The 18,755-nt window shown below is 61.8% G+C and carries 15 protein-coding genes; 8 read left to right on the top strand and 7 right to left on the bottom strand.

The features are described from left to right. The first annotated feature begins 218 nt into the window (after window positions 1–218). Complete coding sequence (locus ACJO2E_RS01245) at window positions 219–2,726, top strand: penicillin-binding protein 1A (RefSeq protein ID WP_406961100.1); 2,508 nt, start codon at window positions 219–221, stop codon at window positions 2,724–2,726. Between the two features lie 144 nt (window positions 2,727–2,870). On the opposite strand, the gene ACJO2E_RS01240 is transcribed toward ACJO2E_RS01245, so the two are convergent. Together ACJO2E_RS01240 and rpmE are read right to left on the bottom strand one after the other, a co-directional pair. Next, complete coding sequence (locus ACJO2E_RS01240) at window positions 2,871–4,136, bottom strand: malic enzyme-like NAD(P)-binding protein (RefSeq protein ID WP_406961098.1); 1,266 nt, start codon at window positions 4,134–4,136, stop codon at window positions 2,871–2,873. Window positions 4,137–4,384: 248 nt separating this feature from the next. After that, window positions 4,385–4,603 (bottom strand): 50S ribosomal protein L31, encoded by a 219-nt coding sequence (gene rpmE, locus ACJO2E_RS01235; protein WP_328184518.1) that lies wholly within the window; start codon window positions 4,601–4,603, stop codon window positions 4,385–4,387. A gap of 221 nt (window positions 4,604–4,824) precedes the next feature. Here rpmE and ACJO2E_RS01230 point away from each other — a divergent pair, with 221 nt between their 5' ends. The 6 genes from ACJO2E_RS01230 to ACJO2E_RS01205 all read left to right on the top strand — a co-directional run bounded on the left by ACJO2E_RS01230 (window position 4,825) and on the right by ACJO2E_RS01205 (window position 11,874). Continuing rightward, the gene (locus ACJO2E_RS01230) at window positions 4,825–6,999 is read left to right on the top strand and encodes a primosomal protein N' (RefSeq protein ID WP_406961095.1); all 2,175 of its coding nucleotides are present in this window, start codon (window positions 4,825–4,827) and stop codon (window positions 6,997–6,999) included. A 123-nt stretch (window positions 7,000–7,122) separates the two neighbouring features. Beyond that, entirely contained in the window at window positions 7,123–8,811 is a 1,689-nt protein-coding gene (gene argS / locus ACJO2E_RS01225; RefSeq protein WP_406961093.1) for an arginine--tRNA ligase, read from the top strand. A gap of 18 nt (window positions 8,812–8,829) precedes the next feature. After that, on the top strand, window positions 8,830–9,483 hold the full coding sequence (locus tag ACJO2E_RS01220) for an SPOR domain-containing protein (protein ID WP_406961091.1): 654 nt from the start codon (window positions 8,830–8,832) through the stop codon (window positions 9,481–9,483). Window positions 9,484–9,570: 87 nt separating this feature from the next. Further along, a complete protein-coding gene (hslV, locus tag ACJO2E_RS01215) occupies window positions 9,571–10,101 on the top strand; it encodes an ATP-dependent protease subunit HslV (protein ID WP_406961089.1) in 531 nt (176 codons plus the stop codon). 12 nt (window positions 10,102–10,113) lie between these two features. Next, entirely contained in the window at window positions 10,114–11,442 is a 1,329-nt protein-coding gene (gene hslU / locus ACJO2E_RS01210) for an ATP-dependent protease ATPase subunit HslU (RefSeq protein ID WP_406961087.1), read from the top strand. Between the two features lie 57 nt (window positions 11,443–11,499). Continuing rightward, window positions 11,500–11,874, top strand: a complete 375-nt coding sequence (locus ACJO2E_RS01205; RefSeq protein WP_406961085.1) for a gamma-butyrobetaine hydroxylase family protein — start codon at window positions 11,500–11,502, stop codon at window positions 11,872–11,874. Window positions 11,875–11,898: 24 nt separating this feature from the next. Here ACJO2E_RS01205 and ACJO2E_RS01200 read toward each other — a convergent pair whose 3' ends face one another. The 3 genes from ACJO2E_RS01200 to ACJO2E_RS01190 form a co-directional block, all read right to left on the bottom strand. Next, window positions 11,899–13,131 carry a patatin-like phospholipase family protein gene (locus ACJO2E_RS01200; RefSeq protein ID WP_406961083.1) on the bottom strand — a complete coding sequence of 411 codons (1,233 nt, stop codon included), beginning with the start codon at window positions 13,129–13,131 and terminating at the stop codon, window positions 11,899–11,901. Between the two features lie 162 nt (window positions 13,132–13,293). Then, entirely contained in the window at window positions 13,294–15,603 is a 2,310-nt protein-coding gene (ptsP, locus tag ACJO2E_RS01195) for a phosphoenolpyruvate--protein phosphotransferase (RefSeq protein WP_406961081.1), read from the bottom strand. A gap of 16 nt (window positions 15,604–15,619) precedes the next feature. Beyond that, on the bottom strand, window positions 15,620–16,150 hold the full coding sequence (locus ACJO2E_RS01190) for an RNA pyrophosphohydrolase (RefSeq protein WP_406961079.1): 531 nt from the start codon (window positions 16,148–16,150) through the stop codon (window positions 15,620–15,622). A gap of 197 nt (window positions 16,151–16,347) precedes the next feature. Here ACJO2E_RS01190 and ACJO2E_RS01185 point away from each other — a divergent pair, with 197 nt between their 5' ends. Next, window positions 16,348–17,004: a histidinol-phosphatase gene (locus ACJO2E_RS01185; RefSeq protein ID WP_406961078.1), complete on the top strand. Its 657-nt coding sequence runs from the start codon at window positions 16,348–16,350 to the stop codon at window positions 17,002–17,004. A 147-nt stretch (window positions 17,005–17,151) separates the two neighbouring features. Here ACJO2E_RS01185 and ACJO2E_RS01180 read toward each other — a convergent pair whose 3' ends face one another. After that, window positions 17,152–18,348: a class I SAM-dependent rRNA methyltransferase gene (locus ACJO2E_RS01180; RefSeq protein ID WP_406961077.1), complete on the bottom strand. Its 1,197-nt coding sequence runs from the start codon at window positions 18,346–18,348 to the stop codon at window positions 17,152–17,154. A 12-nt stretch (window positions 18,349–18,360) separates the two neighbouring features. After that, window positions 18,361–18,750, bottom strand: a complete 390-nt coding sequence (gene gcvH / locus ACJO2E_RS01175) for a glycine cleavage system protein GcvH (protein ID WP_406961075.1) — start codon at window positions 18,748–18,750, stop codon at window positions 18,361–18,363. Window positions 18,751–18,755 lie beyond the last annotated feature (5 nt).

The following is an 18,755-nucleotide window of genomic DNA, read 5'->3' as shown; positions in this document are numbered from 1 at the left end:
CGGCCGTAAAACCCTGGCCTGACTGCTTTTTACGCTCTGATTCTTGTAATTCTGCGCAGCAGTTCCCTTTATATGTTTTTTGTGTAAGAGAATTTCTTCTGTTTTAGGTCTACAATGCAGCCTCGTTGTTTTGAGAGGTTGCAGGAGTATTGACTCCTTTTAACACCTAAAGCAATTTCTCAAATGATAGACTTATATCCAACAGTTGTCAGAAAAAAATGTCCCGACTGATTACAGCATCACGCTTCTTAATCTGGCTGACCATTCTTGGGGCCAGTTCCGCCATGCTCATCGCTGCCGGATTCTATCTTCATCTCCGCCCTGGCCTGCCGGCGGTACACCAGTTACTGGATACCCGCCTTCAGACACCACTCAGGATCTATTCATCAGATGACAGATTAATAGCAGAATTCGGGGAAAAGAGAAGGACGCCTGTCACAATCGACCAAATCCCCGAGAAACAGCTACAGGCCTTCCTCGCCGCGGAGGACTCACGCTTCTACGAACACTTCGGCGTGGATGTGATTGGCCTGGGCCGTGCAGCGGTTGAACTCGCCTCCACCGGGGAGATCCAATCAGGCGGCAGCACCATCACCATGCAGGTGGCGCGCAACTACTTCCTGACCAGGGATCGGACGTTTGCCAGGAAATTCAATGAGATACTGTTATCTTTCCAGATTGAGAAGGAACTGGACAAGGAAACCATCCTTGAGCTGTACCTGAACAAGATCTATCTGGGCAACCGGGCCTACGGCCTGGCGGCGGCAGCCCAGGTTTACTACGGAAAGCCTGTCGAAGAGCTTGACCTGGCCCAGATGGCCATGCTGGCCGGCCTGCCCAAGGCGCCCTCTGCCTACAACCCCCTGGCCAATCCGGAGCGGGCCAAGGTGCGCAGGGACTGGATCCTCGGGCGCATGAGCGAGCTCGGCTACATCACGGGCAGCGAATTCCAGGACGCCCTGAGCCAACCCCTGACAGCCAAGTATAACGCCACACAGACCGAAGTAAGCGCTGACTACGCCGCCGAAATGGCCCGAGCCGAAATGGTCGCACGCTATGGCGAATCCGCCTATAACGACGGCTTCCAGGTCACCCTGACAGTAAACGGTGATGACCAGGCGGCAGCCACGACCGCCCTCCAGCGGGGACTGGAAGCCTATGATCAACGTCATGGCTACCGGGGACCGGTGGACACCACCAATCAGGTTCCGGCGGACGAAGCCACCTATCAAAGCATCCTGGAAACCTACCCCCGGGTTGAAGACCTCTACCCGGTCCTGATTACCGACATCAGCAACGAGGACGGCCAGGCAACGGCGTGGTCCCGGCACCTGGGCGAGGGCTTCATCCCCTTTGACACCATGGCCTGGGCACGCCGGTTCCGGAGCACCAACGCCATGGGCCCCAAACCCTCCAGGGTGTCAGACGTGCTCTCCGTCGGCGATATCGTATACGTCCGCCGCCAGCCACCGGAAACAGCTAACCCAGCCGCCACAGAGGCGGCCAGCAACGACGATGCCCCCACTATAGAGGAAGGCACACTGGAGAACGGCACCGCCCCGGTCGTCGGCCCGGTACCGATGGCACTGTCACAGATACCGGATGTCCAGGGGGCGCTGGTATCGCTGGAAGCCAGAACCGGAGCCATCCAGGCCCTGTCCGGCGGCTACAGCTTCAACCAGAACAAGTACAACCGGGCCATCCAGGCCCAGCGACAGCCCGGGTCAACCTTCAAGCCCTTCATTTATCTAAGGGCCCTGGAACAGGGCATGACCCCGGCAACCATCTACAACGACTCCCCCATCGTCCACCGGGGGGATGACATGGAACCAGGCTGGCGCCCAGAGAATGCCGGCGGCGAGTTCGGCGGACCAACACGACTGCGGGAAGCCCTCTACCGCTCCCGCAACCTGGTCTCCATCCGCCTGCTACAGGATCTGGGTGTGGACGACACGGTGGCATTCCTGGATCGCCTGAAGCTGCCCACCGACCACCTCCACCGGGACCTGTCCCTGGCTCTGGGAAGCGGCTCAATGACCCCCATGGACATGGCCCGGGCCTTTGCCGTCATCGCCAATGGCGGCTATGACGTACAGCCATACCTGATCCAGACCATCCGCGACAGCGAAGGAAAGGTACTTTACGAAGCGCCTCCGGCCATACTCTGTGATCGCAACTGCGACCAGCTCAGAGAGAACAGCCCCACACCGGTGGTGGGTTTCCCCGCCATCCGCGTGGCGGAAAGGCTGGCGGATGAGCGAGCCGTGTATATTCTCCACTCCATGCTCAAGGATGTTATCAAGCGGGGCACCGGAACCGGTGCCCGGGTCCTGGAAAGGGACGACCTGGGCGGCAAGACCGGCACCACCAACGAGCAGAAGGATGCCTGGTTCTCCGGCTTCAACCACGAGATTGCCACTACCACCTGGGTAGGCTTCGATCAGCCCGCAACCCTCGGCTATCGTGAGTTCGGCGGCACCGCCGCACTCCCCATCTGGGTAGACTACATGCGCGAAGCGCTGGAAGGCATACCCTCGAAGAACATGAAGAGGCCCCGCGGCATTGTCCGTGTCCGGATAGACCCCGAGTCCGGTGACCGCGCCGCCCAGGGACAGGACAACGCCATCACCGAGATCTTCCGCGCCGAAAACGTGCCGGAACAGACCGCCGGCAATGGCTTGAGCGGTAACAGCGACGACGCCAACCTGCCTCGCAACCTGTTCTGACCGGTTTTGTAAAGACCCGATCGGGACCTTCCCGATCGGGCAATCCGGCCCTCAATCCTGCCAGCTACAACCCTTCTCGACTTTCCTGCAGGCACAAAAAAACCGACGGCCTTCACCGTCGGCTTTTCATTCGTTCGCCGCTGATCAGCGAATATCTTCCATGGACTTCAGCGGATAGTGTTCCGGATATCCCTTGCGGGCAACCCCGGAATCCACGGCCGCGCGGGCTACCGCCGCGGGCACTACATCCAGCAAACGCACATCCATCGGCTTGGGAATGATGTACTCCCTGCCAAACTCAAAGCTGTCCACACCGTAGGCCTGACAGATTTCAGCCGGCACCGGCTCCTTCGCCAGTTCACGGATAGCGTGAACCGCAGCCACCTTCATTTCCTCGTTGATGGCGGTGGCACGTACGTCCAGCGCTCCACGGAAAATGAACGGGAAGCCCAATACGTTGTTCACCTGATTCGGATAGTCGGAACGACCGGTCGCCATGATCAGGTCGCTGCGGGCCTCCAGGGCCAGCTCAGGCTTGATCTCGGGATCCGGGTTGGAGCAGGCAAATACGATCGGGTTCGGCGCCATCTTCTGCAACTGCTCGACAGAAAACAGGTCCGGACCGGACAGCCCCAGGAAAACATCCGCGCCGTCGATGGCATCATCCAGGGTGCGCTTGTCGGTATCGTTGGCGAACATCGCCTTGTACTGGTTCAGGTCGTCACGACCAGAGTGGATAACACCCTTGCGATCCAGCATGTAGATGTTCTCGGAGCGAACACCACAGCTCACCAGCAACTTCATGCAGGCAATGGCAGCCGCACCGGCGCCCAGGCAAACCACCTTGGCCTCGTCGATCTTCTTGCCCTGCAGTTCGAGAGCGTTGATCATGCCGGCGGCGGTGACGATGGCGGTGCCATGCTGATCGTCATGGAAAATGGGGACACTGCACTTTTCGATCAGTGCACGCTCGATCTCAAAGCACTCTGGCGCCTTGATGTCCTCAAGGTTGATACCACCGAAGGTGTCGGCAATCCGCTCCACCGTTTCGATGAACGCCTGCGGGCTTTCCGAGTCCACTTCGATGTCAAACACGTCAATACCGGCAAAACGCTTGAACAGAACGCCCTTGCCTTCCATTACCGGCTTGCTGGCCAGCGGGCCGAGATTACCAAGACCCAGAATGGCGGAGCCGTCGGATATGACCGCCACCAGATTGCCCTTGGCAGTGTACTTATATGCATTCTCGGGGTCCTTCGCGATCTCGCGGACCGGTTCGGCAACCCCGGGGCTGTACGCCAGAGACAGGTCGCGGGATGTCTGGGTCGGCTTGGTGATTTCAACACTCAGCTTACCCGGCCGCGGCTGGGCGTGATATTCAAGGGCTGCTTCTTTCAGATCTTGAGACATTGCCACTGTTCCGTTTGTCACGTTTAAATAAGGGACACTCTTCGACCATTCGCGTATTGACGCCGAAACACCGGGCGTCACCACAAATGTGAGCGCGCCATTATGGACTGAAGCCTGTCACCAAACAAGGCCTGGTATCCGTAATATCCACTACAGGCTCACAGAACACCAGCCATAAAAAAAGCACCCCGGAGGGTGCTTTTCTGGCGCTGCCAACGGCGCCGCCAGCTGCAGGCACTTGGCCTTTCTTACTTCTTGCCACCGATACGGCCGCCGAAGCGCTTCTGGAACCGGTCAATACGGCCAGCGGTATCCATAACCTTCTGCTTGCCGGTATAGAACGGATGGCACTGGGAGCAGACATCCAGCTGCAGATCCTGGCCAAAAGTGGACCGGGTCTTGAAGACATTGCCGCAGCTGCAGCTGGCAGTAATGTCGTGATACTTGGGGTGAATACCTTCTTTCATGGCGAACCTCTCCGGTCATGCCGCCACCCGGTCATCGCATTGATGAATCGATTTTTCAAGATTATCAATACCTTGATGCCGAGCACCGCATGTTTGAATCCAGTGGAAAGACAGGGCACAATCAACCCCGTCTGAATCAGACCGCGCATCTTACGTGCAAATGCCCGTTGACGCAAGATACGCGACGCCCGAAACAACCGCCATGTGCGCCCGGAGTCGTAGTGCCCCAGACCGTACGCGTTGCCCTCAATCGCCCCATCCGGCGCCTCTTTGACTACATCGTCCCCGAGCAGATGGCCCTTACCCCCGGACAACGGGTGCAGGTGCCCTTCGGGCAGCGTCATGCCATCGGCCTGGTCGTGGAAACCGACGTCACCCCGCCGCCGGGCATTGACCTCAAGCCGGTCGGTAAGCCCCTGGAATCCTGGCCTGCACTGCCCACCGAGACCCTGAACCTGCTTACCTGGGCATCCGGTTACTATCAGCACCCCCTGGGGGAGTGCCTGTTCATGGCCCTGCCCCCCGCCCTCCGCAAGGGGCGTCCCGCGGAGCCGGCTGGGGAGGAAACCTGGTGGACGACAACCGACGACGCCTCTTCCGAGATCCTGCCAGGTAACGCCCGCAAGCAGAAGCAGCTATTGTCACTCCTCCTGGAGTGTCCACATCCCATGGCCTGGAGCCAGCTCCGAGACCAGGGCTACACCCTCCCGCAACTGAAGAGCCTTGTTGAAAAAGGGCTTCTCCGGCAGGTCGAACCACCGGAAACTGCACCGGCACCTGCCACACCTACCGAAACGCTCCCCACCCTGACCGATGCTCAACAGGTCGCCGCCGATGCCCTGCCGGATGGAACGGGTTTCTCCGCAACGCTGCTCTACGGCATTACCGGCAGCGGCAAGACAGAACTCTACCTGGACTACCTGCAACGCATCCTGGATAACAGGGGCCAGGCCCTTGTACTGGTCCCGGAGATCAACCTGACACCGCAGACCGTGGCCCGGTTCCGCCGATACTTCGGCGACCGCATCGTGGTCTGGCATTCAGCCCTTAACGACCGGCAGCGCCTGCAGACCTGGCTCCGGGTCCGGGAGGGGGAGCCGGTCATCCTGATCGGCACCCGCTCCGCGGTATTGCTGCCCTTTACCCGGTTGCGGGCCATGGTGGTGGATGAGGAACATGACAGTTCCTACAAGCAGGGTGAGGGTTTCCGCTATTCGGCCAGGGATCTGGCGGTCTTCCGGGCCCGGGAGAACCATTGCCCGATCATCCTTGGGTCCGCCACCCCGTCCCTGGAATCGCTGCAGAATGCGGCCACCGGAAAATACCTGCAGGTGGACCTTACCGAACGCGCCGGGATGGCACGCCCACCTCGGCTCAGGCTGCTGGATATCCGCAGCCGGCCACTGAACGGGGGCTTGTCCCGACCGGCCATGGACGATATCCGGGCCACCCTGGCAGCTGGTGAGCAGGTGCTGGTGTACATCAACCGGCGTGGCTTTGCGCCCGTCTTGATGTGTTTCGACTGTGGTCACATCGCTGAATGCCCCCATTGCGACACCCATCTTACCTACCATCGCCGGGATCGCGCCCTGCGCTGCCACCACTGTGACTACCAGCAGCCAGCCTTCAGCCAGTGCCCCAAATGCGCCGGGGAAGCCTGCCAGCCGGTGGGCCAGGGCACCGAACAGACCGAAGAGGTGCTGGCCACCAGCTTTCCGGATGTCCCGGTACTGCGCATCGACCGGGACAGCACCCAGCGCAAGGGCAGCATCCAGGCCATCCTGAAGCAGGTCAACTCCGGCGAACCCTGCATCCTGGTGGGTACCCAGATGGTGGCCAAGGGCCATGATTTTCCCAATGTCACGCTGGTGGTGGTGGTCAACGCCGATGGCGGCCTGTTCAGCGTGGATTTCCGTGCGCCGGAACAAATGGTCCAGACACTGCTGCAGGTCAGCGGCCGGGCCGGTCGCGGGGAGAAACCCGGCCAGGTACTGATACAGACCTGCCACAGCGATCATCCACTGTTGACCACCATCGCCCAGGGCGACTACCTGGCCATGGCCCGCCAACTGCTGGCCGAACGGGAGCAGATCAACCTGCCCCCCTTTCGCGCCATGGCTGTCCTGCGGGCGGAAGCCCCCTCCATGGAAGCCGCGCTGACCTTCCTGGACCAGGCCCGCAACGACCTGCCCTCGGACACCCTGGATATCTGGGGCCCCCTGCCCGCGACAATGGCCCGCAAGGCCGGTCGGCATCGGGCACAACTGGTGCTGCAATCGTCTGGCCGGGGTAGCCTGAACCGCATCCTGGCCCGGCTCTGTGCCCATCTGGACCAGCAACGCCTGCCCAACAGTCTGCGCTGGATGGTGGACGTGGACCCCCTGGAAACGGGATAGTCCCCTACGAACACCTGCGGATTTTGCTAAGCCCCGCCCTTTCCGGGATAATACCGGCCCTCAAACCAGTAAGGCATCCAGGCCAATCACACCACATTCCCGAAGCAAGGGTCACCGGATAGCATGAAAGACACCGTCACCGAACTTCTCGGCGCAGCACTGGCCGCCCTTCAGTCAGAAGGCACCCTGCCCGCGGATCAGACCTTCACACCACAGGTTGGCAATACGAAGGACAAGGCCCACGGCGACTATGCCTGCAATATCGCGCTGGCCGCCGCCAAGGCTGCCGGTTGCCCGCCGCGACAACTGGCAGAGGCACTGGTGGCTCGCCTGCCCGAGAGTCCGGCGGTGGCCAAGGTGGAGATTGCCGGTCCCGGTTTCATCAATTTCTTCATGACCGCCGAGAGCGCCGTCAGCATTGCCGGCGATATCCTCGAACAGGGGGCCCGGTTCGGCCGTAACAACAGCGGCCAGGGCCAGAAAGTGCAGGTAGAGTTCGTCTCCGCCAACCCCACCGGCCCCCTCCATGTGGGCCATGGCCGGGGCGCGGCCATCGGTGACAGCCTCTCCCGCCTGCTGGAAGCCAACGGCTACGACGTCACCCGCGAGTTCTATTACAACGATGCCGGCGCCCAGATCGACAACCTGGCGAAATCCGTCCAGGCCCGGGTCAGGGGCCTGGGGCCGGACGACGCCTCCTGGCCCGAAGACGGCTATCGGGGCGACTACATCAAGGATGTGGCCAAGGCTTACCTGAAGGGCGAAACCGTGACCGCCGACGACCGGGAAGTCACCGGCAAGGCGGACCCGGAGGACACCCAGGCGATCCGTGAATTTGCCGTGGCCTACCTGCGCCGGGAACAGGACCTGGACCTGAAGGCGTTCGGTGTGGAGTTCGACGTCTACTTCCTGGAATCGTCCCTGTACCAGGAAGGCAAGGTGGAGGCCGTCGTCAAGCGCCTGCAGGAAAATGGCTACACCTACGAACATGAAGGCGCCATGTGGCTGATGACCACCGAGTTCGGCGACGACAAGGACCGGGTCATGCGCAAGAAGGATGGCGGCTACACCTACTTCCTGCCGGACGTGGCCTATCACCTGGACAAGTGGCAGCGGGGCTTCAGCACCGTGATCAATGAACAGGGCGCCGACCACCACTCCACCGTCACCCGGGTCCGCGCCGGCCTGCAGGCACTGCGGGCCGACATCCCCCAGGGCTGGCCGGACTACGTGTTGCACCAGATGGTGATGGTGACCCGCTCCGGCCAGGAGGTAAAAATCTCCAAGCGGGCCGGCAGCTATGTCACCGTGCGAGACCTGATCGACGAGGTGGGCCGGGATGCCACCCGCTTCTTCCTGGCGGCCCGTCGCGTGGATTCGCAGCTCACCTTTGACATCGACCTGGCCCGGTCCCAGACCAACGAGAACCCGGTGTACTACATTCAGTACGCCCATGCACGGATCTGTAGCGTGCTGCGCAAGCTGGCAGAAGAACACGGTGTGGAACGGGGCTTCAACGACGTGGCCGGGGACCTGGGTCTGCTGACCCTGGACGAGGAAAAGGAGCTCGCCAACCAGCTGGCGAAATATCCGGAACTGATCCGCAGCGCCGCCGATACCCGGGAGCCGCACCACCTGACCCATTACCTGCGGGATCTGGCGGGCCAGTTCCACACCTACTACAACGCCCACAAGGCACTGGTGGACGATACCGCCCTGCGCGACGCCCGCCTGACCCTGTACCTGGCTGTGCGGCAGGTGATCGCCAACGGGCTGGACCTGCTGGGTATCAGCGCCCCGGAAGAAATGTAGCCGGCAGGAGATACCCCATTGGCCAGGGATTACGCCCGCAAGCAGTCGTCCGGCAGGGGAGCGGTCAACAGTGCACCGCCCCCCCGGAAGACCCGCGCCCGGGCAAACACACCCAAGAGCACCCCGCGCCGTCGCCTGGTCGGGGCCGGAAAGCAAAGCGGAGGACTGTCTGTGCGCTGGATCCTGTCACTGGCGGCGGTCGGTGGATTTATCGGCTTCATCTTCTACCTGAACACCCTGGAACCCGACGGCGGCACGCCAGCCGGGGGCGACACCAGCCCACCGGTGAGCCAGCCCGTCGAGCCAGCCCCGGAAACCAATAACGATACCGCCCGGGAGCAGCCCAAGTTCAAGTTTTACGACATGTTGCCGGAGTCGGAGGTGGTGCCACCCAATGTGGACGAGTACACCCCCAGCCCGGACACCCAGGACTTCCGCTACCTGGTGCAGGCCGGCTCCTTCCGCAGCTCAGAGGACGCCGAACGCCAGCGCGCGCAGATCGCCTTCCAGGGCCTTCGCGCCAAGGTGTCCCGGATTGATATCGAGGACGGTACTACCTGGTACCGGGTGAACGTGGGCCCGTTCGACAGCCGCAGCCAGATGAATTCCGCCGTGGACAAGCTGGTGGCCATCAGTATCCAGCCGCTGGTACGGAAAATCCCCAAAGAGTGAGACCCCGGCTTTCACACCGTGCCTTGAAATCCCGTGGGCCGGCTCCATATCTCGGAAATCACTTCGATTTCAGGATATGGAGCCCCGATGACAACGATACTTTCAGTACGCCGTGACGACGAGGTAGCCATGGGCGGCGATGGCCAGGTCTCCCTGGGCAACACCGTCATGAAAGGCAATGCCCGCAAGGTACGCCGCCTCTACAACGGCAAGGTACTGGCCGGATTTGCCGGCGGCACCGCCGACGCCTTCACCCTGTTCGAACGCTTCGAGGCCCAGCTGGAAAAACATCAGGGCAACCTCACCCGGGCGGCGGTGGAGCTGGCCAAGGACTGGCGAACGGACCGGGCCCTGCGACGACTGGAAGCCCTGCTGGCCGTGGCCGACAAGACCGCCTCTCTCATCATCACCGGCAATGGCGACGTCATCGAACCCGAGCACGGCCTGATTGCCATTGGCTCCGGTGGCCCCTTCGCACAGGCATCCGCCACGGCCCTGCTGGAGAATACCGAACTGAGTGCCCACGAGATCGTCGAGAAGGGCCTGGATATCGCCGCCGATATCTGCATCTATACCAATCACAACCGCACCCTTGAAGTGCTCTCAGCCAACGACTGAACCGGAGCTACCATGTCTGCAATGACTCCCCGCGAGATTGTCCACGAGCTGAACAAACACATCGTTGGCCAGGAAGAAGCCAAGCGCTCCGTTGCCATCGCGCTACGCAACCGCTGGCGCCGTATGCAGCTCGACAGCACCCTGCGGGACGAAATCACCCCCAAGAACATCCTGATGATCGGCCCTACCGGTGTGGGCAAGACCGAGATTGCCCGACGCCTGGCGAAGCTGGCAGACGCCCCCTTCCTCAAGATTGAAGCCACCAAGTTCACCGAGGTGGGCTACGTGGGCCGTGATGTGGAGTCCATCATCCGCGACCTGGCGGATATGGCCATCAAGATGCTCCGCGAGAAGGAAATGAAGCGCCACGAGAACCAGGCCCTGGATGCCGCCGAGGAACGCATCCTCGATGCCCTGCTGCCGCCACCCCGCGACTTCAAGGAGGACAGCCAGCCGCGGGAGGACTCCTCCACCCGCCAACTGTTCCGCAAGAAGCTGCGGGAAGGCCAGCTGGACGACAAGGAAATCGAGATCGACCTGCGCAATTCCGCCGCCGGCGTGGAAATTATGGCACCCCCGGGTATGGAAGAGATGACCAACCAGTTGCAGAACATGTTCTCCAATCTCTCCCAGGACCGCCGCAAGACCCGCAAGATGAAAGTGGCGGATGCCATGCGCCAGGTGAAGGAAGAGGAAGCCGCCAAGCTGGTGAACGAAGAGGAGATCAAGCAAAAGGCCATTGAATCCGTCGAGCAGAACGGCATCGTGTTCGTGGACGAGATCGACAAGGTGGCCAAGCGTTCGGAGAACACCTCCGCCGACGTCTCCCGGGAAGGCGTGCAGAGGGACCTGTTGCCGCTGATCGAAGGCAGCACCGTCAGCACCAAGTATGGCTCCGTGCGCACCGATCACATCCTGTTTATCGCCTCCGGTGCCTTCCACCTGTCGAAGCCGTCGGACCTGATCCCGGAGCTGCAGGGCCGCCTGCCCATCCGGGTGGAACTGCAGGCCCTGTCGCCGGAAGACTTCCGTCGCATACTGACGGAGCCGGACGCGTCACTGATCCAGCAGTACGAGGCCCTGATGGGTACGGAAGGGGTCAAGCTCACCTTCAGCGACGACGCCATCACCCGCCTGGCCGAGGTGGCCTGGAAGGTCAACGAGAGTACGGAGAACATCGGCGCCCGTCGCCTGCACACGGTGCTGGAACGGCTGCTGGAAAGCCTGTCGTTTGACGCCGGAGACAAGGTAACCAACGAGTTCGAGGTGACCGCGGAGTACGTGGACGAAAAGCTCGGCGACCTGTCCGAGGACGAAGACCTCAGCCGCTACATCCTGTAAACCGGCAGCGGGGCGTGGCCATCAGGCTTCGCCCCGCCCTGTCAGGAGCACACATCAATGAGCACGCGCCCCACCGATATCCGCATCCGCAAACAAAGCAGGCTGCTACAACTGGTGTATGCCGACGGTCAGGTGTGGGAGCTGCCTTTCGAGCTGCTCCGGGTCTGGTCGCCGTCGGCGGAGGTCCGGGGGCACGGCGCCGGGCCGGGTACCCTGCAGACCGGCAAGAAGGAAGTGCTGGTTACCGGCGCGGAAATGATCGGCAACTATGCCCTCAAGCTCACCTTTAGCGACGGCCATGACTCCGGCCTGTACAGCTGGGAGTACCTGTGGGATCTGGGCGAACATCAGGACGACTACTGGCAGCGCTACCTGCACCGACTGGAACAGGAAGGTGGTCAGCGGGAAGCCGGCCCCCAGGAGCACTCCTGAGGCCAGGTATCAGACCGGCCTGGCTTATTGGGCTTTCTGGAACACCTGGCTGACACTGCCCAGCACGCCCTTTTTCTGTCTCTGTTTCCGCTTCCTGGCCACATAGAGTGGCAGGGTTTCCCCATAGAGGGCGGTACCGATGGTCCGCTCACTGTCCTCCAGTACCTTCCGGTTCAGCCGGATACCGTGTTTGGCCAGCACCGGCTCCAGCTCATCAGCCCGTCGCAACAGGTCACGGCGGGTCATCTGGTAGGCGTGCTCACAGACCTGGCGACGGGAACGGAAACTGAACACGCTGGAGAAGAACAGCGTGGCGTCGTCCCGGGTGGGCTCAAACAGCATTACTTCCTTGCCCGGGTAGTCCCTGGCGTACTGGGCCAGGCCCTTCTGGATACGGGAATGCACCATGGTACGGAACATCTGCGCCAGCAGGTTGGGCATGCCGGAACCGGTCAGCTCATCCGCCGCCATGGTGCCCGCCGCCTCCGCGGCCCTGGCATCGACGGGTACCTGAGGATTGATAGCCAGCACCAGGTCGGCGCCATGATCAAAGGCCACAGACGCATGCAGCCCCTTGCGCAGGGTGCCATCCACACAATAACGCCCCTCCACCTGCACCGGCGTGTACAGGCCCGGCGACGCCATACTGGCCTGTATGGCCCTGGATACGGGGATATGATCCAGCCCTTCGTCCCCGAAGCACACGGTTTCCGTGGTCTCCACGTCCGCCGCAATCACGAACAGACGCCGCCGTAGTTTGCGGAAATCATTGGTCCGTCCGGAGGTGGTAAACGCCCGGGCCAGGTATTCCTCCAGCGCGCAGTTATCGAAGAGACCGGACGGCGCCGCCTGGGCCAGTATGGTCATGGCTTCCAGAAAGCTCTGGTCATGGGGATTACGGAGGAAACGGGACACGGCGCTGGTCACCAGTCCCGGCACTGCTCGCAAGCGACGCCCCATCTCCCGCAAGGCAGGGCGATAGAACACTTCCGGGTGGAACGGATGCACCTCCGCCTCATGCCGGACAAAGATGCGGCACAACTGCGCGGTGGTAAGCTGGTTGGCAAGATTGGCGGCAACGAACCCACCGGCATTGACCCCGACGTAGACATCGAGATCATTGAAATCCAGGCCATCCAGGGCCTCATCGAGGGCCCTGAGCGCACCGATCTCGTAGATGCCACCCAGGGGGCCGCCGCCCCCGAGGGCCAGGCCAATCCGGGGTGCCGGCCTCAGTTGGGTTGGTTCAGTGGTCATCTTGCCCTCCCCTGATACTCTCAAATGCCACGATGCGCCGTATACCCGGTCAATACAGCCAGCTACACGGGCATCAGGTCCAGTTACCCAACAAATTACCAACCGGAATTAGAATACTCACCCCAAAAATTTCCGGGCATACGGACCAGGCCATGTGCCGGGTCAGCGGGCACCCTCATAGGTGGTCACCGGCACCGATGCTCGACTGGGCCTCAGGTAGCGCGCAAAACCGGCGCTGCGCAAGGCAAGGTCCACACAACTCTTGATAACGTGGGGTGAGTCCAGCAGGAGCACATCCTCAAGCAACTGCGCGGCCCACTCACGGCTGATGCTGCGGATCACCGACTTCACCTTGGGCAGGCTGGCGGCGTTCATGGACAGGGCGTCATAACCCATGGCCATCAATAGCAGGGCGCCGCCCGGGTCGCCGGCAAGCTCACCACAGATGGTCACCGGCTTGCCCACCGAATGGGCATCCTGTGCAATCCGCACCAGGGCCTGCAGTACGGCGGGATGGTAAGAATGGTAAAGCTGGGCCACACGGGGATTGTTGCGATCCACCGCCAGCAGGTACTGGGTGAGGTCGTTGGAGCCCACGGACAGGAAATCCACCCGTTCGGCCAGCTCCCGCACCTGGTACACCGCCGCCGGCACCTCGATCATGACACCCACCCGGGGCATATGGATCTGGTAGCCTTCCTCCCGGACCTCGTGGTAGACCCGGTAGATCAGGTGGAGCGACTCCTCCACCTCGGAAATATTGCTGATCATGGGGAGCATGATCTGCAGGTTGTTGAACCCCTCGCTGGCCTTGAGCATGGCCCGCACCTGCACCAGGAAAATCTCCGGGTGGTCCAGGCTGATCCGGATGCCCCGCCAGCCCAGGAAGGGGTTCTCCTCGTTGATGGGGAAGTAGCTCAGCGCCTTGTCGCCGCCGATATCCAGGGTGCGCATGGTGACCGGATTGGGGGCGAAGGCCTCAAGCTGTTCCCGGTAGTATTCCCGCTGCTCCTGTTCGGACGGAAAGCGCTCCTTGATCATGAAGGGCACTTCCGTCCGGTACAGACCAATGCCTTCCGCGCCATGGCTCAGGGAACGGACCACATCAGTCATCAGGCCCGTGTTCACCAGCAACGACACACGGTGACCGTCGGTGGTGACGCAGGGCTTGTCCCGCAGGGCCTCAAGCCCTCGGAAAAGCTCGTCTTCCTCGTCGCAGATTTCCTGGTAGTAGTTGCGTAGCTCGGCAGATGGCGAGGCGAATATCTGCCCCTCAAACCCGTCGACGATCAGCTCCTTGCCATCAAGCTGGTTCACCGGGATATCCACCAGCCCCATGACCGTGGGCACCCCCATCGCGCGGGCCAGGATCGCCACATGGGAGTTGCTGGAGCCACGCACCGACACCAGCCCCACCAGGCGCCCCCGGGGCACTTCTCCCAGCATGGCGGGGGTCAGTTCCTCGCTGACCAGCACCGTGCGTTCGGGGTAGTCCACCTCGCGGCTGTCGCCTTCCTGCAGGTGAGACAGGATCCGGCGCCCCAGGTCCCGGATATCCACCGCCCTCTCCCGCAGGTAGTGGTCGTCCATCATCTCGAAGTGACGGACGTACTGGTTGACCACCTGTTTCAGGGCGCCCTGGGACCAGAGGCCGTCGTTGCGGATCCGGTTGGCCACCTCACCCGGCAGGGCATTCTCCCCCAGCATCCGCAGGTAGACGTCGAACAGGGCCTGCTCCTCCGGGCGCAGCTTGTCGGACAGTCGCTCGGACACCTTCTGGATGTCCTCCTGGACGGCCTTTACCGCGTCCTGGAACGCCGCCAGCTCGCCATCGGGGTCGTTGGTGGTTTTTTCCGGCACGGCGTCCAGATCCGCCGGCGGGTATACCACCACGCCGGTTCCGATAGCGACGCCCGGCGCCCCCGGCACACCGTTGAAGGACACATCCCGGGCTTCCTCGCCGGTCAGTGACAAACCACTGATGGCGCCGGTGGCTTCGCTGTGGGCAATCACACCGGCCAGCTGTGCCGACACGGTCACCAGGAAGGCTTCTTCACCCTCATCGAAATTCCGGGACGCTTCCCGCTGCTGGACCACCAGAACGCCCAATACCCGACGGTGGTGGATAATCGGAACACCCAGGAATGACCGGAAGCGTTCCTCGCCGGTTTCGGGGAAATAGCGGTAACGGGGATGGGAGGGAGCATCTTCCAGGTTGATGGGCTCCTCCCGGGAACCCACCAGGCCCACCAGACCCTCGGAATGGCCCAGGCTGACCTTGCCCACGGCCTTCTTGTGAAGCCCCTCGGTGGCCATCAGGATGTAGCGGTTGGACGCCGGATCCAGCAGATAGACGGAACACACCTCGGTGTTCATGGCGGCCTGTACCCGCGAAACGATAATGTCCAGCGACTCCTGCAGATCACGGGCGCCGTTTACTTCCTGAACAATACTTCGCAAGGTACCGAGCATAGTGGGCGTCAATCCATCATTGTTGTGGGTCCTGCCGGCGCGGCGCTTCTTCGGCCCGCTGCCATTGGTCGACAATACTGAAAAGCCGGGGAGCCAGTTCCCTCAGGGCCCGCCGGTATACTTCCCGCTTGAACGACACCACCTGGCCCAGCGGGTACCAGTAGCTGACCCATTGCCAGCCATCGAATTCCGGCGAATCCGTTCGGTCAACCCGCACGGAGGCATCCGGGGAAAGCATCCTCAGAAGGAACCATTTCTGTTTCTGACCAACGCAAACGGGTCGTGAATTCTGCCTCACCATCCGGCGCGGCAGGCGGTAACGCAGCCAGCCGCGGGTGCAGCTGATGATTTCCACATCATCCGCACTCAGGCCGATTTCCTCGGCCAGCTCCCGGTAGAGAGCCTGTTCCGGTGATTCATCGTGCTTGATGCCACCTTGTGGAAACTGCCAGGAGTCCTGTCCGATTCTCCTTGCCCACAGCACTTCGCCCTTATGGTTGGCCAGAATGATTCCGACGTTGGGTCTGAAACCGTCTGAATCAATCACGGCACAGTCCTGTATCAAAGTTTGTTACGTGAAATCCGCATGGTCACTGTTGTGCGGACTCCCAGCCCCGATGTTCAGGGACTTTTATTCCAGATTGGCTCCATTCTTACAGAAAGCCTACTGGTCGGCAAACGAAGCCGGCACTCTTTTCAGCATGTTAGAATCGCTCCTGAAAAAACCTTCTGAGGAGACAACCCTTGACCCTGGCCATCTTTGACCTGGACAACACGCTGCTGGCGGGCGACAGCGACCACGCCTGGGGGGAATTCCTGGTGGACGCCGAGCTTGTCGACCCCGAACACCACCGGCAACAGAACGATCAGTTCTACCAGGACTACCTGAACGGCGAACTGGATATCCAGCGCTACCAGCGTTTCGCCCTGTCACCCATCGCCGACCGCGACCCCGAGGAAGTGACAGCCTGGCGCAAGGCCTTCATGGACAGCCGGGTCAGGCCCCTCTACCAGGCAAAGGCGGACAAACTGCTGGAACACCACCGCAGCCAGGGGCATACCCTGATGATCATTACCGCCACCAACCGTTTCGTCACCGGCCCCATCGCCGAAGCCATGGGCATCGAGCACCTGATTGCCACGGAACCGGAGATCCGCGACGGTCGCTACACCGGCGACATCACCGGGATACCCAGCTTCCAGGACGGCAAGGTGCTGCGGCTGCAGCAATGGCTGAAGGATAACGATACCACCCTGGACGGCGCCTGGTTCTACAGCGACAGCCATAACGACCTGCCGCTTCTGCGACTGGTGGATAACCCGGTGGCGGTGGATCCGGATCCGACACTGGAGCAGTACGCGAGGGAGCAGGGGTGGCCGGTGATGTCGTTAAGGGATTAGTGATCGAGCCACAAGGCGGTGGTAGACATCCCCTCTCCCCAACGAGGGAGAGGGCCAGGGTGAGGGGGAGCGCCCGTAGGGCGCAAGAAGGTCCTGCTGAGGAGTTGCCGGCCCCACCCTCACCCCAACCCTCTCTCGGGGGTTACTCTACAAAAACTCCGTCAACGACCGCACAAAGCAGGCCTTGAGATAGTCGGTTTCCGGAATGCCCGGCACCATGGGGTGGTCCGGTCCCTGGTAGCCCTGCTCCAGCAGCTGAACGAAGCGGTCCACCTTCCGGGCACTGCCCCGGATAATGTCCACCAGCTTGTCCCTGGACAGGTGCATGGAACAGGAGGCGGATATCAGTAGCCCGTCCCGCTCCAGCAGACGCAACGCCAACTGGTTGAGGCGAGCGTAGGCCTGCTCACCCGCCTTCTGGTCACGGCGACGGGGAATCAGCGCCGGCGGGTCCAGCACCACGATATCGAATTTCCGTTTCTCGTCGCACAGCTCCTTGAGTACGCCAAAGGCGTCCCCTTCCAGGGTTTCCACGGCACCAAAACCATTCAGGGCGGCGTTATGGTGGACCGCATCCAGGGCCTGGCGGGAGCTGTCCACACAGGTCACCGATTCAGCACCACCCGCAGCCGCCTGCAGGCCCCAACCACCGGCATAGCTGAACACATCCAGCACCCGGCAACCGGGGCTGTACTGCTGCAGTCTTGCCCGGTTCATACGGTGGTCGTAGAACCATCCGGTCTTCTGGCCGCCGGTGAGCGGCACCTCGAAGCGAACGCCGTTTTCCCGTACCTGCAGGGTGTCGACCGGGTCGCCGTCCACCTGCTCCACATAGGATGGCAGTCCCTCCACCGACCGCATCTTGCCATCGTTCTTGAGAACGATAGCCCTGGGGTGCGCCAGCCGCTGGACGGCCCGCACGATGGAGTCCTTCATGGTCTCCATCCCGGCGGTGGAAATCTGCACCACGACAACATCATCGAACCGGTCGATCACCAGTCCCGACAGGCCATCCCCGTCACCATACACCCAGCGGTACCAGGGTTCGGGAAATACCCTTTCACGCAGCCTGAGGGCAGCCTCCAGGCGATCCGCCAGACGCTTCGGCGTCATGCCGCTGTTGGCGTTGCGACTGATCAGACGGCCGCAGATAAGCGCATGGGGATTCACAAACAGCGTGCCCAGGGGCTTGTCGTTGGCCGCTCGCAATTGCGCCTGACCGCCGGCCTCGAAGTCGGCCAGGGGCGAGCGGCGGGTGTCCACCTCATTGCTGTAGACCCAGAGGTGCCCTGCCCTGAGCCGGCGTTCAGCGCCCTTGCGCAGATAAAGTACGGGAAAGTCCATCAGGCGCCGACCTTACGCATCGGCCAGCAGATCGCCGTAGGCGGCCGCATCCATCAGGCCATCAAGTTCGCCCTTATCGGCGAGCTTGACCCGATACAGCCAACCTTCGCCATAAGGGTCCTCGTTGACCTTTTCCGGCTCGTCTTCCAGGGTGTCATTAATTTCGGTCACCTCACCCGTTACCGGACTGAAGACGTCAGAGGCGGACTTGACCGACTCGGCCACGCCGGCCTCCTCGCCGCCGGTCACGGTGTCACCCACTTCCGGCAGACCGATGTAGACCACGTCACCAAGCTGCTCCTGGGCAAAATCGGTAATGCCGACGGTCGCCGTGCCATCATCCGCCACCCGGACCCACTGGTGAGTCTCGATGTACTTGAGATCGGCAGGTATTTCACTCATATCAC

This window comes from Marinobacter shunpengi, from assembly GCF_045449695.1.
In the GTDB taxonomy this organism is placed as follows: domain Bacteria; phylum Pseudomonadota; class Gammaproteobacteria; order Pseudomonadales; family Oleiphilaceae; genus Marinobacter.
The sequence above is the reverse complement of the archived record's forward strand: the minus strand, read 5'-3'. Positions and strand labels throughout refer to the sequence as shown.

What these genes read in the sequence shown, in the direction of transcription:
- ACJO2E_RS01245 (WP_406961100.1), top strand. Translation starts at nt 219, where the DNA reads ATGTCCCGACTGATTACAGCATCACGCTTCTTAATCTGGCTGACCATT.
- ACJO2E_RS01240 (WP_406961098.1), bottom strand. Translation starts at nt 4,136, where the DNA reads ATGTCTCAAGATCTGAAAGAAGCAGCCCTTGAATATCACGCCCAGCCG.
- rpmE (WP_328184518.1), bottom strand. Translation starts at nt 4,603, where the DNA reads ATGAAAGAAGGTATTCACCCCAAGTATCACGACATTACTGCCAGCTGC.
- argS (WP_406961093.1), top strand. Translation starts at nt 7,123, where the DNA reads ATGAAAGACACCGTCACCGAACTTCTCGGCGCAGCACTGGCCGCCCTT.
- hslV (WP_406961089.1), top strand. Translation starts at nt 9,571, where the DNA reads ATGACAACGATACTTTCAGTACGCCGTGACGACGAGGTAGCCATGGGC.
- hslU (WP_406961087.1), top strand. Translation starts at nt 10,114, where the DNA reads ATGTCTGCAATGACTCCCCGCGAGATTGTCCACGAGCTGAACAAACAC.
- ACJO2E_RS01205 (WP_406961085.1), top strand. Translation starts at nt 11,500, where the DNA reads ATGAGCACGCGCCCCACCGATATCCGCATCCGCAAACAAAGCAGGCTG.
- ACJO2E_RS01200 (WP_406961083.1), bottom strand. Translation starts at nt 13,131, where the DNA reads ATGACCACTGAACCAACCCAACTGAGGCCGGCACCCCGGATTGGCCTG.
- ptsP (WP_406961081.1), bottom strand. Translation starts at nt 15,603, where the DNA reads ATGCTCGGTACCTTGCGAAGTATTGTTCAGGAAGTAAACGGCGCCCGT.
- ACJO2E_RS01180 (WP_406961077.1), bottom strand. Translation starts at nt 18,348, where the DNA reads ATGGACTTTCCCGTACTTTATCTGCGCAAGGGCGCTGAACGCCGGCTC.
- gcvH (WP_406961075.1), bottom strand. Translation starts at nt 18,750, where the DNA reads ATGAGTGAAATACCTGCCGATCTCAAGTACATCGAGACTCACCAGTGG.